The 13,181-nt window shown below is 60.5% G+C and carries 10 protein-coding genes; 8 read left to right on the top strand and 2 right to left on the bottom strand.

What is annotated here, in order from left to right:
* Positions 1 to 22: 22 nt before the first annotated feature.
* The 8 genes from hemN to BLU63_RS27835 all read left to right on the top strand — a co-directional run bounded on the left by hemN (position 23) and on the right by BLU63_RS27835 (position 10,131).
* A complete protein-coding gene (gene hemN / locus BLU63_RS27870; protein WP_083376785.1) occupies positions 23 to 1,411 on the top strand; it encodes an oxygen-independent coproporphyrinogen III oxidase in 1,389 nt (462 codons plus the stop codon).
* A gap of 110 nt (positions 1,412 to 1,521) precedes the next feature.
* Positions 1,522 to 3,702, top strand: a complete 2,181-nt coding sequence (nosR, locus tag BLU63_RS27865) for a transcriptional regulator NosR (RefSeq protein WP_174604232.1) — start codon at positions 1,522 to 1,524, stop codon at positions 3,700 to 3,702.
* 53 nt (positions 3,703 to 3,755) lie between these two features.
* Positions 3,756 to 5,678, top strand: coding sequence for a TAT-dependent nitrous-oxide reductase (gene nosZ, locus BLU63_RS27860; protein WP_370654475.1), 1,923 nt, complete (start codon positions 3,756 to 3,758; stop codon positions 5,676 to 5,678).
* A 27-nt stretch (positions 5,679 to 5,705) separates the two neighbouring features.
* Entirely contained in the window at positions 5,706 to 6,995 is a 1,290-nt protein-coding gene (locus BLU63_RS27855) for a nitrous oxide reductase family maturation protein NosD (RefSeq protein WP_083376783.1), read from the top strand.
* Positions 6,992 to 7,915 (top strand): ABC transporter ATP-binding protein, encoded by a 924-nt coding sequence (locus tag BLU63_RS27850; RefSeq protein ID WP_010460143.1) that lies wholly within the window; start codon positions 6,992 to 6,994, stop codon positions 7,913 to 7,915. The genes BLU63_RS27855 and BLU63_RS27850 overlap by 4 nt, the downstream gene beginning before the upstream one ends.
* The gene (locus BLU63_RS27845; RefSeq protein WP_010460145.1) at positions 7,912 to 8,742 is read left to right on the top strand and encodes an ABC transporter permease; all 831 of its coding nucleotides are present in this window, start codon (positions 7,912 to 7,914) and stop codon (positions 8,740 to 8,742) included. Before BLU63_RS27850 ends, BLU63_RS27845 begins: the two co-directional genes overlap by 4 nt.
* A gap of 33 nt (positions 8,743 to 8,775) precedes the next feature.
* On the top strand, positions 8,776 to 9,279 hold the full coding sequence (locus BLU63_RS27840; RefSeq protein WP_010460147.1) for a nitrous oxide reductase accessory protein NosL: 504 nt from the start codon (positions 8,776 to 8,778) through the stop codon (positions 9,277 to 9,279).
* Positions 9,280 to 9,387: 108 nt separating this feature from the next.
* Complete coding sequence (locus BLU63_RS27835) at positions 9,388 to 10,131, top strand: SDR family NAD(P)-dependent oxidoreductase (RefSeq protein ID WP_010460150.1); 744 nt, start codon at positions 9,388 to 9,390, stop codon at positions 10,129 to 10,131.
* Positions 10,132 to 10,837: 706 nt separating this feature from the next.
* On the opposite strand, the gene BLU63_RS27830 is transcribed toward BLU63_RS27835, so the two are convergent.
* Positions 10,838 to 12,331 (bottom strand): nitrite reductase, encoded by a 1,494-nt coding sequence (locus tag BLU63_RS27830; RefSeq protein WP_083376782.1) that lies wholly within the window; start codon positions 12,329 to 12,331, stop codon positions 10,838 to 10,840.
* Positions 12,328 to 13,167, bottom strand: coding sequence for a uroporphyrinogen-III C-methyltransferase (gene cobA, locus BLU63_RS27825; RefSeq protein WP_083376781.1), 840 nt, complete (start codon positions 13,165 to 13,167; stop codon positions 12,328 to 12,330). The genes BLU63_RS27830 and cobA overlap by 4 nt, the downstream gene beginning before the upstream one ends.
* Positions 13,168 to 13,181: the final 14 nt, after the last annotated feature.

Genomic DNA, 13,181 nt, shown 5'->3' with positions numbered 1-13,181 from the left:
CCCATTTGCGAGTTGATTGATCATGAAGCCTTCCTTTGATTTCAATCGCGCCCTGGTCGAAAAGTATGACCGCCCGGGGCCGCGCTACACTTCTTACCCAACCGCGCCACAGTTCCATCAGGCCTTTGCCGTTGACGACTATCAGCGTGCCGCCCGCGAGAGCAACCAGGCAAGCGCGTCGAAACCGCTGTCGGTGTATATCCACATTCCGTTTTGCAAAAGTCTTTGTTACTACTGCGCCTGCAACAAAATCATTACCCAGAAAACCCATCGCGCCGTCGAGTACCTTCGGTACCTCAAGCTTGAGATTGCGATGCAGGCGGCCTTGTTCGATAGCACCCGTAAACTCACGCAATTGCACCTGGGCGGCGGCACGCCTACTTATTTAACCAGTGAACAGCTCGCGGACCTGATGGATTGCCTGCACCAGGCGTTCAACATGGATGACAGCGATGACCATGAGTTTTCCATCGAAGTCGACCCGCGCACCATCAGTACCGAGCAGATCCGGTCGCTGCGCCAGTTGGGCTTCAATCGCCTGAGCTTCGGTGTTCAGGATTTCGACCCCGACGTGCAGGCCGCGGTCAATCGCCAGCAAAGTGAAGAGCAGATTTATGCGCTGGTTGCTGCGGCACGCGAGGCGCAATTCAAGTCGATCAGCGTCGATCTGATCTATGGCCTGCCGTTGCAAACCGTGCAGAGTTTCGACGTCACCCTCGGCAAGATCATCGCGCTGCGTCCGGACCGGATTGCCGCCTACAGCTACGCGCATCTGCCGGAAATGGTTCGCGCACAACGGTTGATTCGTCCCGCCGACATGCCGCCGCCGGAGCGCAAGCTGGAATTGCTTGAACTGACCATCCGCCGTCTGACCGCGGCCGGTTACGTCTATATCGGCATGGATCATTTCGCCTTGCCGGACGACGAGCTGTCGCTGGCCCGGGCCAATGGCACCCTGCAGCGTAACTTTCAGGGCTACTCCACCCACGCCGACTGCGACTTGATCGGCCTCGGCGTGTCCTCGATCGGCAAGGTCGGCGACAGCTACAGCCAGAGCGTCAAGGAGCTGTCTCAGTACTACGCGCGTCTGGACCAAGGCCTGCTACCGGTGCATCGCGGTTACCGCTTGAGCGCAGACGACTTGCTGCGCCGCGAAGTGATCAGCGACCTGATGTGCCATGGCCGTATTACGTTTAACCGCTATGAAATGCGTCATGACATTCTCTTCACCGAGTACTTTGCCGACGCCTTGTCCCAACTGGAGGAGCATGTTCGCGACGGACTGCTGCAGATCCACTGCGACGAACTGGTGCTGTTACCACAGGGGCACTTGATGATGCGCAGTGCCGCGATGGCGTTTGACGCCTATCTGGGTAGTGAGCAAAAAGGCCTGTTTTCACGCACGGTTTGAGTCATTGGCGCCTGTCCTCATGGGCTAATTTCTCAAGTTGATTTCAATCAAGGGCAGGGGGCGCAACGCTCCCTAACATGACCGAAAGCCCTTTTGAAATCAGCGAGCCCATGACAATCCATCCGCCTTCGATACACGGCAACCTGCGCGTCTGGGGCGTCGGGCTGGTGGTCATGCTAATGCTGATGCTCGCCACCTTTGAGGCGGTGCAAGCCAAGCAATACGGCGACATCGAGCAGCAGCGCATCGAGAAAACCTTCCCTCAGACCGATTCCGTTTCCGCCCCCGAAGGCCGGTTCAAGGTGCGCACGCTGTCCGCCGCCGGCAAGGTGCTCGGCTATGTGTTCCAGAGTCTGGACGTGGTGGACATTCCTGCCTACTCGGGCAAGCCGATCAATACCCAGGTGATCCTCGACACTGCTGGTGCGATTCAGGATGCCTATGTGCTGGAGCACCATGAGCCCATTCTGCTGATCGGCATTCCTGAGGCAAAACTTCACGGCTTCAGCGCCAGGTACAAGGGCATCAAGGTCAGCCAGCGGGTGGTCGTCGGCCATTCCAGCGACCCGAAGGCCGTCACCGTCGATGCGATTGCCGGGGCTACCGTCACGGCGATGGTGGTCAACGAGGTCATCATGCGCGCCGCCCACGACGTGGCCGTATCGCTCAAGCTGATCGAGGACACGGGCGGTGTGGCACGCATGCCTGCCACCGTGCGCCAGGACTTTTTCGAACCCGCCACCTGGGAACAACTCACCGGCAACGGCGCCATCCGCCGCTTGAACCTGACCCGTGGCCAGGTCGACGCCGCCTTCAAGGGCACCGACGCCGAAGGCGTGGAAAACGCCGCCGCCGATCAGGTGGATGAGACCTTTATCGAGCTCTACACCGCCGACCTGAATCCGCCGACCATCGGCCGTGCGCTGCTGGGCGACAATCAATATCGCTTCCTTATGCAGGACCTCAAGCCCGGCGAGCAGGCCATTGTGGTGCTGGGTCGTGGGCTTTTTTCCTATAAAGGCTCGGGGTATGTGCGCGGCGGGATTTTCGATCGGGTGCAATTGCGCCAGTTCGGCAACGTCATCAGTTTTCGCGACATGGACCATCAGCGGCTCTCCGACGTCTTTGCCAAGGGCATGCCGGAATTCACTGAAATGTCGATTTTCATTGTGCGCGAGCCGGCCCGGTTCGACCCGGGATCGCCCTGGTCCCTGGAATTGCTGGTGCGTCGTCAAACCGGGCCGCTCAGTGGCACGTTCAGCAGCTTCGAACTGCCTTATCAACTGCCCGAGCCATACCTTGAGCGGCCACTGCCCAGCGCCGAAGAATTGGCCGCCCTCGAGGAAGCCGGTCGGCCGATGTGGTTGACCATCTGGTACCAGAAATCCTTTCAGATCACCGTGCTCGGCAGCGCATTACTGCTGCTGATGGCGATCCTGTTCCTGCAGGACTCCTTCACGCGTCGGCCACGTTTTCTGCACTGGCTGCGCCGAGGTTACCTGGTCTTTACCGTGGTGTTTCTCGGCTGGTATGCGCTGGGGCAACTGTCGGTGGTCAATGTGCTGACCTTCGCCCATGCGCTGTTCGATCACTTTCGCTGGGAGCTGTTTCTCACCGACCCGCTGATCTTCATGCTCTGGGTCTTCACCGCTGCGAGCATTCTGCTGTGGGGGCGGGGCGTATTCTGCGGCTGGTTGTGCCCGTTCGGTGCCTTGCAGGAACTGATTAACGAAGCCGCGCGCAAGCTGAGAATCCCCCAATACGAATTGCCTTTCGCGGTGCATGAACGGCTGTGGGCCATCAAATACATCATTTTGCTGCTGCTGTTCGGCCTCTCCCTTGAGTCGATGTCCACCGCCGAATTGTTCGCCGAGGTGGAACCGTTCAAGACCGCTGTCACCCTCAAGTTCGACCGCCAATGGTGGTTCGTCCTCTACGCGGTGGCACTGCTGGTCATCAACCTCTTCACCCGCAAAGTCTATTGCCGCTACATCTGCCCGTTGGGAGCCGCGCTGGCGATTCCGAGCAAATTTCGCCTGTTCGACTGGCTCAAACGCCGCAAGGACTGTGGCACTCCCTGCCAGCTGTGCGCCAAGGAGTGCGAGATCCAGGCGATTCATCCCGATGGCCGAATCAATGCCAACGAGTGCCACTACTGCCTCGATTGCCAGATGACTTACCAGAACGACAACAAGTGTCCGCCGCTGATCAACAAGCGCAAGAAGCGCGGCAAACCGGCACCCATCGCTGTGCAACTGATACCTGTCGTGGAAGTGAGCGCTCTGGAATGAACCCCGCGAGCGCCTGTGCGCTGCGACCGTTTTTATCCCTTCAAGGAACACACCTGATGAACGACACAGAATCCAAGAAAACCACTGAAGTGCCGGAATCGACCGGCCTCAGTCGTCGCGGTTTCCTGGGCACCAGCGCGGTGACCGGCGCGGTACTGGCCGGTGCCACGGCCATCGGTGGCGCGGTGTTTACCCGTGAGACCTGGGCGGCAGCGGCCAAGGACGCGCAACTCAAAACCCACGTCGGGCCGGGCGAACTGGACCAGTACTACGGTTTCTGGAGTGGCGGTCATCAGGGGGAAGTGCGGATCATGGGCATTCCGTCGATGCGCGAGCTGTTGCGTGTACCGGTGTTCAACGTCGACTCCGCCACTGGCTGGGGCCTGACCAACGAAAGCAAACGGATCATGGGCGACAGCGCGCATTTCCAGAATGGCGACTGCCACCACCCGCATTTGTCCATGACTGACGGCAAGTACGACGGTAAATACCTGTTCATCAATGACAAGGCCAACAGCCGTGTTGCGCGAATCCGTCTGGACATCATGAAGTGCGACAAGATGCTCACCGTGCCCAATGTGCAGGCCGTTCACGGGCTGCGCCTGCAAAAAGTGCCGCACACTAAATACGTGTTCGCCAATGCCGAATTCGTGATTCCACACCCCAATGACGGCAGCACCTTCGACCTGCAGGACAAGAACAGCTACACGATGTTTAACGCCATCGATGCCGAGAAAATGGAGATGGCCTTCCAGGTCATTGTCGATGGCAACCTGGACAACACCGACGCCGACTACACCGGCAAATACGCGGCGTCCACCTGCTACAACTCGGAGAAGGCCTACGACCTGGGCGGCATGATGCGCAACGAGCGCGACTGGGTGGTGGTGTTCAACATCCCGCGCATCGAAGCGGCGATCAAGGCTGGCAAGTTCATCACCCTGGATGGCTCGAAAGTGCCGGTGGTCGACGGTCGTAAAACCGATGGCAAGGACAGCGCATTCACCCGTTACATCCCGACGCCGAAGAACCCCCACGGCCTCAATACCTCGCCTGATGGCAAATACTTCATTGCCAACGGCAAGCTTTCGCCGACCTGCACCATCATTGCCATCGCCAAGCTTGACGATCTGTTCGACGACAAATTCAAGGACCCGCGCGACGTGGTGGTCGGTGAACCCGAGCTCGGTCTGGGCCCGCTGCACACCACTTTCGACGGCCGCGGCAATGCGTATACCACGCTGTTTATCGACAGCCAGGTGGTGAAGTGGAACGTCGAGGAGGCCATTCGCGCGTACACCGGCGAGAAGGTCAACTACATCAAGCAGAAACTCGACGTGCAATACCAGCCAGGCCACAACCATGCGTCGCTGACCGAAACCAGTGAGGCCGACGGCCAATGGCTGATGGTGCTCAGCAAGTTTTCCAAGGATCGCTTCCTGCCGACCGGCCCGCTGCACCCGGAAAACGATCAACTGATCGATATCTCCGGCGAGGAAATGAAACTGGTGCATGACGGCCCGGCCTTCGCCGAACCCCACGACTGCGTCATGGCCCGCCGCGACCAGATCAAGACCAAGAAGATCTGGGACCGCAATGACCCGTTTTTTGCCGAGACGGTGGCGATCGCCGCCAAAGACGGGATCAAGCTGGAGACTGACAACAAGGTCATCCGCGACGGCAACAAAGTCCGCGTCTACATGACCTCGATGGCCCCGGCCTACGGTTTGCCGGAGTTCACCGTCAAGCAAGGCAACGAGGTCACGGTGACCATCACCAACATCGACCAGATTGAAGACGTGACCCACGGCTTCGTGATGACCAACCATGGCGTGAGCATGGAAATCAGCCCGCAGCAGACCTCGTCGATCACCTTCATCGCCGACAAGGCCGGCCTGCACTGGTACTACTGCAGCTGGTTCTGCCATGCGCTGCACATGGAAATGGTCGGCCGCATGAAGGTAGAGAAGGCCTGACCGTTGCCCATCGACAGGAGCGAAGCAATGACTGATAGCAAGGGAAACCCGGTGACGGTCATTGCATTTGCGCTCCTGCTGATGTCCGGCAGCGCGCTGGCGGTGCAACCCATCACCTCGTTGCCGCTGCGGGTGGACGCCAATCAACGCTGGCACCTGCCGGCGGGGGAATACCGGGGCTCGTTCAGTGTCGATCAACCGATGCAGATTCTCTGCGAGCCCGGCGCGGTATTTCAGGGGGAGGGGCAGGGCAACGGTGTGATCATCAGCGCGCCGGATGTCGCCATCGAAGGCTGCACCTTTCTAAACTGGGGACACGACCTCACCGCCATGAATGCGGCGGTGTTTATCCAGCCCAAGGCCCATGGTGCGGTGATTAAAGGCAATCGCCTGCAGGGTAAGGGCTTCGGTATCTGGGTCGACGGCACTCAGGATGTGAGCCTGATCGACAACCGCATTCAGGGTGATCCGGCGATGCGTTCGCAAGATCGCGGCAACGGCATTCACCTGTATGCCGTGCATGGCGCCAAGGTCATTGGCAACCAGGTGCGCGACACCCGCGATGGCATCTACATCGACACCTCCAACGGCAACCTGCTGCAGGGCAATACCCTGGAAGACCTGCGCTACGGGGTGCATTACATGTTCGCCAACGATAACCAACTGATCGGCAACACCACCCGCCGCACCCGCACCGGCTACGCCTTGATGCAAAGCCGCAAGCTCACGGTGATCGGCAATCGCTCCGAACAGGACCAGAACTACGGGATCCTGATGAACTACATCACCTATTCAACCTTGCGTGACAACTTCGTCACTGACGTGCGCGACGGCTCGACCGGCGACAGCATGATCAGCGGCGCCGAGGGCAAGGCGCTGTTCATCTACAACTCGCTGTTCAACAGCATCGAACACAACCACTTCGAGCACAGCGCCGTGGGCATCCATCTCACCGCCGGCTCGGAAGACAACCGCATCGCCGACAACGCGTTTGTCGGCAACCAGCGGCAGGTCAAGTACGTCGCCACCCGCTTGCAGGAATGGTCGGTGGATGGCCGTGGTAACTACTGGAGCGATTACCTGGGCTGGGACCGCAACAACGACGGCCTCGGCGATATCGCCTACGAACCCAATGACAACGTCGACCGCCTGCTCTGGCTGTACCCGCAGGTGCGGCTGTTGATGAACAGCCCCGGCATCGAGTTGCTGCGCTGGGTGCAACGGGCCTTTCCGGTGATGAAATCGCCGGGGGTGCTGGACAGCCATCCGCTGATGAAATCATCCACTCAACCCCTGACCCAGGAGCCCAACTCATGAACGTCATCGACATCGAAGGCGTCAGCCAGCGCTATGGGCATGCCACCGTGTTGCATCAGCTCAACCTCAGCCTGGCGGAAGGTGAAGTGCTGGGTTTGTTCGGTCATAACGGCGCGGGCAAGACCACCAGCATGAAACTGGTGCTGGGCCTGCTCCAGCCCAGCGAAGGGCAGGTCCGGGTGTTCGGTCGCTTGCCCTGCGATCCCCACGTACGACGCCTGCTCGGTTATCTGCCGGAGAACGTGACGTTTTACCCGCAGCTGAGCGGTGTTGAAACCTTGCGCCATTTCGCGCGACTCAAAGGCGCCGCGTCCGCCCAAGTGGACGCACTGCTGGAGGAAGTCGGCCTGGCCGGTGCGGCGCATCGGCGGGTCAAGACCTACTCCAAGGGCATGCGTCAACGGTTGGGGCTGGCGCAGGCGCTACTCGGCGAGCCGCGTTTGTTGCTGCTCGACGAACCAACAGTCGGCCTCGACCCCATCGCCACTCAGGACTTGTATCGGTTGCTCGATCGCCTGCGTAGCCAAGGCACCAGCATCATTCTGTGTTCCCACGTCTTGCCCGGTGTCGAGGCGCACATCAACCGCGCCGCGATTCTGACCCAGGGACGTCTGCTGGCACTGGGGAGTCTACGCAGTTTGCGCGAGGAAGCCGGGTTGCCGACGCTGATTCGCGCCAACGGCCTCAAGCACGCCGGGCCCTTGCAGCAACGCTGGAACAACGCCGGGCACCTCACCGAGCGCTGGGGCGTCGAAGGTCTTGAAGTGGCCGCACTCAATGGCAGCAAGCTCGGGCTGTTGCGCCAGCTGCTCAATGAAGACGAGCCGGCCGACGTGGAAATCCATCAACCGTCGCTGGAAGATATTTACCGCTACTACATGAGCCGGGCCGGTGCGGCGCCAATCGGGGAGGCCGTATGAACGCTGTCTGGAACATGGCCCGCAAGGAATTCAGTGACGGTTTGCGCAATCGCTGGTTGTTGGCAATCAGTGTGTTGTTCGCGGTGCTGGCCATCGGCATCGCCTGGCTGGGCGCCGCGGCCTCCGGGCAGTTGGGTTTCACCTCGGTGCCGGCCACCATCGCCAGCCTCGCCAGTCTGGCGACGTTTTTGATGCCGTTGATTGCGTTGCTGTTGGCCTATGACGCCATCGTCGGCGAGGACGAGAGCGGCACGTTGCTGCTGTTGCTGACGTACCCCTTGGGTCGCGGGCAGATTCTGCTCGGCAAGTTTGTCGGCCACGGGTTGATCCTGGCGCTGGCGACGCTGATCGGTTTCGGCTGCGCCATGCTGGCCATCGCGGTGCTGGTGGACAACGTCGAACTGAGCCTGCTGCTCTGGGCCTTCGGTCGGTTCATGGCGTCGTCGACGTTATTGGGCTGGGGGTTTCTGGGGTTGGCCTATGTGCTGAGCAGTGCGTCGGCCGAAAAATCCACGGCGGCCGGGCTGGCACTGGGCGTGTGGTTCTTCTTCGTGCTGGTGTTCGACCTGGCCCTGCTGGCGCTGTTGGTGCTCAGCGAAGGGCAGTTCAACCCGAAAGTGCTGCCCTGGTTGCTGCTGCTCAATCCCGCTGACATCTATCGCCTGATCAACCTTTCCGGTTTTGAACCCGGTGCCGGCAACACGGGTGTGCTGACGCTTGGCAGCGATTTGCCGATGCCGGGCTCGATGCTCTGGCTATGCCTGTCGCTGTGGGTGGCGGTGCCATTGGGTTCGGCCTGGTTGTTGTTTCGTCGCCGAGCGACATGAATTTTCACTTTGATGGTTTTGGAGTAGTTGACGATGAATGCGTTTTATCTGACGACGATGCGCGCGGTGGCGGGCCTGATGATGTGCCTCCTGCTGACGGCCTGTGACAACCCAGTGCAAGCCACTTACAGCGACACCGCCGCGGCCTTTCATCCCAGTGATGAATGCCATGTCTGCGGGATGATTATCGACGGATTCCCCGGGCCCAAGGGCGAAGTGGTCGAGCGGGCGGGGATCAAGAAGTTCTGTTCCACGGCGGAAATGATCGGCTGGTGGTTGCAGCCGGAAAACCATCATGGCGATGCAAAACTGTATGTCCATGACATGGGCCGCAGCCCGTGGAACGCGCCGAATGACGCCCATCTGATCGATGCAAAAGACGCCTTCTACGTGGTCGGTACCCAACTCAAAGGCGCCATGGGCGTGGTGCTGGCGTCGTTCTCAAGTCGCGAGGCCGCTGAAAAGCTTGCCGCTGAACAGGGCGGTCGCTTGCTGCGCTTCAGCGAGATCACTCCGGCGCTGCTGCAACAACACTAACGTCGTTTTAAAAGCCTGATCGCCGTCAAGTCGTTTTTTCGTCTCCTGCTCAAAGATAGGGCTCGCTACGTCCCCAGTGCTGGCATCCGTGATGCCCAGGAGAAAATGATGAAAACCGAGTTTCAAGATCGTTTGGCGGTGGTCACAGGTGCCAGCTCCGGGATCGGCCTTGCGCTGTGCGCCGCGCTGTTACCGCGCGGGGTCAAGGTGCTGGCGATGTCACGGACCCTCGGTGAATTGCCGGCCTTGCAGCAGATCTACGGCGAGCGGTTGCAGTGGTTTGCCGGGGACGTCACAAGTCAGCAAGACCTGAGCGAACTGGCCGAGCGCGCTGCGGCGATGGGCCCCGTGGACTATTTGGTGCCTAACGCGGGTGTCGCCGAAATGGCCGACAGCCTGGATATGCAGGCCTTCCAGCGTCAGTGGGCGGTCAACGGCGCTGGGGCGTTGAACACCCTGGCGGCGTTACGCGGGGAATTGGCGAGCCCGGCTTCGGTAGTATTTGTCGGGAGCTTCCTGACCGGCTCGAGCTTTCCCGGGTTGGCCGCTTGCATTGCCAGCAAGGCCGCACTCGCGGCTCAGGCGCGCACGCTTGCGGTGGAGTTCGCGAATTTTGATGTGCGCATCAATCTGGTCTCGCCGGGACCGACCGCCACCGCGATGTGGGACAACCTGGGGTTGAGCGAGGGGGAACTCGGCGACGTCGCCGACACCCTGGGTAAACGTCTGTTGCCGGGGCATTTTCTTGATGCGGCGGCGGTGGCCAATGTGATTGTTTTTCAGTTGTCGCAGGGGGCTCGGGGTGTTTACGGCCAGGACTGGAAGGTTGATAACGGTTACACCTTGGGCTGAAGTCCGTTCGGGGTACATATCCGTTTCTGCGGTAACGGCTACTATTGATTCCGCTTTTACAGCGGGTCACTTGGAAAAGCGCCAAGTAACCAAACGCTTTCGCCCCTGACGTACGGTGCCTCGCCTAGGCTCGGCATGCCCTCGCTCCGGTCCTGCTCCGTGGGCCCGCCGCCATCGGCCATCCATGGCCGGGGGCGGCTACCGCGGCATCCTTGCCGCGGTGCCCACTGCGCAGAACCTGCGCTCGGCCTTCCGACGGGGCAGATCAAGATCAAGTTCAAAAGCCAGATCAAAAGCAAAAGCGAGGCGGCCTGATAGCCGACCTGATGTCTGTCAAGGGCATCGGCGGTGGACCTCTATGTCATGCCCGCCAAAAATCCAACTGTGGGAGCGAGTCTGCTCGCGAAGGCGGACTTACATTCAACATTGATGTCGACTGACAGGGCCTCATCGCGAGCAGGCTCGCTCCCACAGGGGAATGCGTACGCTTGAAGATACAGGCCGGCCGGTAGGCCGCCTCGCAGTGTTTTTGCGGTGGTCGCCCCCTCGAGAGGCCCACGGAGCAGGACCGGAGCGAGGGTATGGCGAGCCTCCGAACGAAAGGGGTAGAAGCGCTTTGGTTACTTTGGCGCTTTTCCAAAGTGACTCGCTGTAAAAGCGAAACCAATAGCCGCCGTTACCAAAGAAACGGATATACCCCCAAGGCCTAATGCGAAGTCCCCTCGGCAAACTCAATCTTGTTCCCCACGTTGTACTTGCCCGAAGGCTTGTTCATCGGAATGCGTTTGATCTCCTGCAAGGTGTTGCTGTCGTAGACGATCAGCGCGCCATCGGTGGCCCAGATGCTCAGCAGCAAGTAGCGGCCGTCGCGAGTGAACTCAACATGAGCGGCGGTTTTACCGGGCATCGGGCGCAAGGTGTGGGCAATCTCCAGCGTCTGTTTGTCGATCAGGTGGATCGCATCGTTGTCGGGCCCGAAGAACACATCAGTCCAGGCATACCGCGAGTTGACATGACTGCGCATGAAAAACCCGGGCCCCAGGGTCGGAATTTCCTTGATCAGTTTCCAGGTCTTGAAGTCGATGACCGAGATCAGCCCCTTGCTGATATTCGGCGTGGCGAACACCCATTCACCGTTGCGTTTCCAATAGGTCCCCGAGCCCAAATGCGGCATGCCCGGCAGCGGTATGTCGGTGACCACCTTGCCGCTGTCGAGGTCGATGACCTGGCCGCCCTGGGCCTTGCGCGACGTGGCCAGCAGCTGTTTGTAGTCCGGCGAAAAGGAAAAATCATCGAGAAAATCCCCGGCAGGAATCCGCCGGGGTTCGAAATCCGGTGTGCCCGCCCAGGACAGCTCCCAGACTTCCTTCACGTCCTTGAGTGCGACGATGAAACTGTCGCGCGGCGGGGCGGAGTAAACCGCGCTGACCCGTGACGCGGTACCGTTCTGACCGATGGTCGGGATGGTTTTGACCAGCGACAGATCGCGAGCATCGAGCACCACCAGGTTGCCGGGCAAGTAGTTGCCCACCAGCACCCAGCGTCCATCCTTGCTCACCGCCAGGTTGCGGGTGTTAAGGCCGGCGCGGACCTCGGCGATCAGCTTCAGGTTGTGCAAGTCATACAGACTGATCCAGCCGTCACGGGAAGCGAAGTAGACGAAGCGCCCGTCGGGCGAGAACTTCGGTCCGCCGTGCACGGCGAAGTGCGAAGCGAACCGCGCGAGCACCTCAAATCGGTCACCGTCGAGGATGTCGATGTGATGGTCGCCAGCTTCTACCACCACAAACAGGTTCATCGGGTCGGCGCCGTGCTGGGGCGTGGAGGGCAGTTTGCTCAGGTCCGCGAGCATCGAGTAACTGCCGAGTATGTCGTCATTGCTCCAGGTGGGCGGGGTGGCGGGCGGTTGCTGAAGGTAATCCACCAGCGCGTCGATCTGCGCGGGGCTGAACACGTTGGCATAGCTGGCCATCTGGCTCGCGGGGCGACCGTTTTGAATCACGCTGCGGATTTCATCAGGTTTGATCCGGCTGAGGCTCTCAGGCAACAACGCCGGCCCTGCGCCGCCGAGACGGTTGATACCGTGACAGCTCTGGCAATGCTGCTGATAGAGTTGCGCCGCGTGTTCAAGTGCCGGCACTGCTGCGCCGGCCTGGGCCGCACTGACCCCTAACAGGTGGGCAAGTACGATGCGCCTCATATCGCCACCTTGGCGCGACGTAGCAGGGCTTGGGTCGGGTAGAGTCGCGCCGGGTATTCCAGCTGTTCTGCGTCAAACATATCGACCACTGAGCCGATTACCGTCAGTGTCGGAATACCCGGTGGACAATCCAGCGCGAGGGTCGGCAATTGGTGCAGCTTGCCGCGGGCGACGTGCTGGTCGGGTCGCGTGCCGTTGCTGATCAGCGCCGCCGGTGTGTCGGCCGACAGCCCGGCTTCGATCAAGCGTTGAGCGATGATCCCCAGGTTCGACAAGCCCATGTAAAACACCAGCGTCTGGCTACTGTCGGCGAGGCTGCTCCAGGGCAACGACAATTCGCCATCGCGTTGCAAATGGCCGGTGATGAACCGGCAGGAATTGACCAGGTCGCGGTGGGTCAACGGTATGCCTGCATAGGCGCTGCAGCCGGAAGCGGCGGTGATTCCCGGCACCACCTGGCAATCAATGCCGCGTTGCAGCAGGTACTCCAGCTCCTCGGCACCGCGACCGAAAATGAACGGGTCGCCGCCCTTGAGCCGGACCACGCGCTGCCCTTGATCGGCGAGGTCGGCCAGCAGTTCGTTGATCTGTTCCTGGGGCAGGCTGTGGCAACCGCTGGCCTTGCCGACGTATTGCCGAGCGCAGGTCAGGGGAATCAAGTTCAGCAGTTCGGGGCTGATCAGCCGGTCGTACACCACTGCGTCGGCCTGCATCAACAGGCTCCAGGCGCGCAGGGTCAGCAGGCGTGGATCGCCGGGGCCGGCGCCGACCAGGGCAACTTCGCCCGGCCGGAACGGCGACTCAAGTGTGGCCGGTATAGCAATTGATGGAGGCATGGGACGTCCTTGGT

Origin of the sequence: Pseudomonas mandelii (assembly GCF_900106065.1) — a bacterium.
Classification (GTDB): domain Bacteria; phylum Pseudomonadota; class Gammaproteobacteria; order Pseudomonadales; family Pseudomonadaceae; genus Aquipseudomonas; species Aquipseudomonas mandelii.
The sequence above is the reverse complement of the archived record's forward strand: the minus strand, read 5'-3'. Positions and strand labels throughout refer to the sequence as shown.

What these genes read in the sequence shown, in the direction of transcription:
- hemN (WP_083376785.1), top strand. Translation starts at nt 23, where the DNA reads ATGAAGCCTTCCTTTGATTTCAATCGCGCCCTGGTCGAAAAGTATGAC.
- nosR (WP_174604232.1), top strand. Translation starts at nt 1,522, where the DNA reads ATGACAATCCATCCGCCTTCGATACACGGCAACCTGCGCGTCTGGGGC.
- BLU63_RS27855 (WP_083376783.1), top strand. Translation starts at nt 5,706, where the DNA reads ATGACTGATAGCAAGGGAAACCCGGTGACGGTCATTGCATTTGCGCTC.
- BLU63_RS27850 (WP_010460143.1), top strand. Translation starts at nt 6,992, where the DNA reads ATGAACGTCATCGACATCGAAGGCGTCAGCCAGCGCTATGGGCATGCC.
- BLU63_RS27845 (WP_010460145.1), top strand. Translation starts at nt 7,912, where the DNA reads ATGAACGCTGTCTGGAACATGGCCCGCAAGGAATTCAGTGACGGTTTG.
- BLU63_RS27840 (WP_010460147.1), top strand. Translation starts at nt 8,776, where the DNA reads ATGAATGCGTTTTATCTGACGACGATGCGCGCGGTGGCGGGCCTGATG.
- BLU63_RS27835 (WP_010460150.1), top strand. Translation starts at nt 9,388, where the DNA reads ATGAAAACCGAGTTTCAAGATCGTTTGGCGGTGGTCACAGGTGCCAGC.
- BLU63_RS27830 (WP_083376782.1), bottom strand. Translation starts at nt 12,331, where the DNA reads ATGAGGCGCATCGTACTTGCCCACCTGTTAGGGGTCAGTGCGGCCCAG.
- cobA (WP_083376781.1), bottom strand. Translation starts at nt 13,167, where the DNA reads ATGCCTCCATCAATTGCTATACCGGCCACACTTGAGTCGCCGTTCCGG.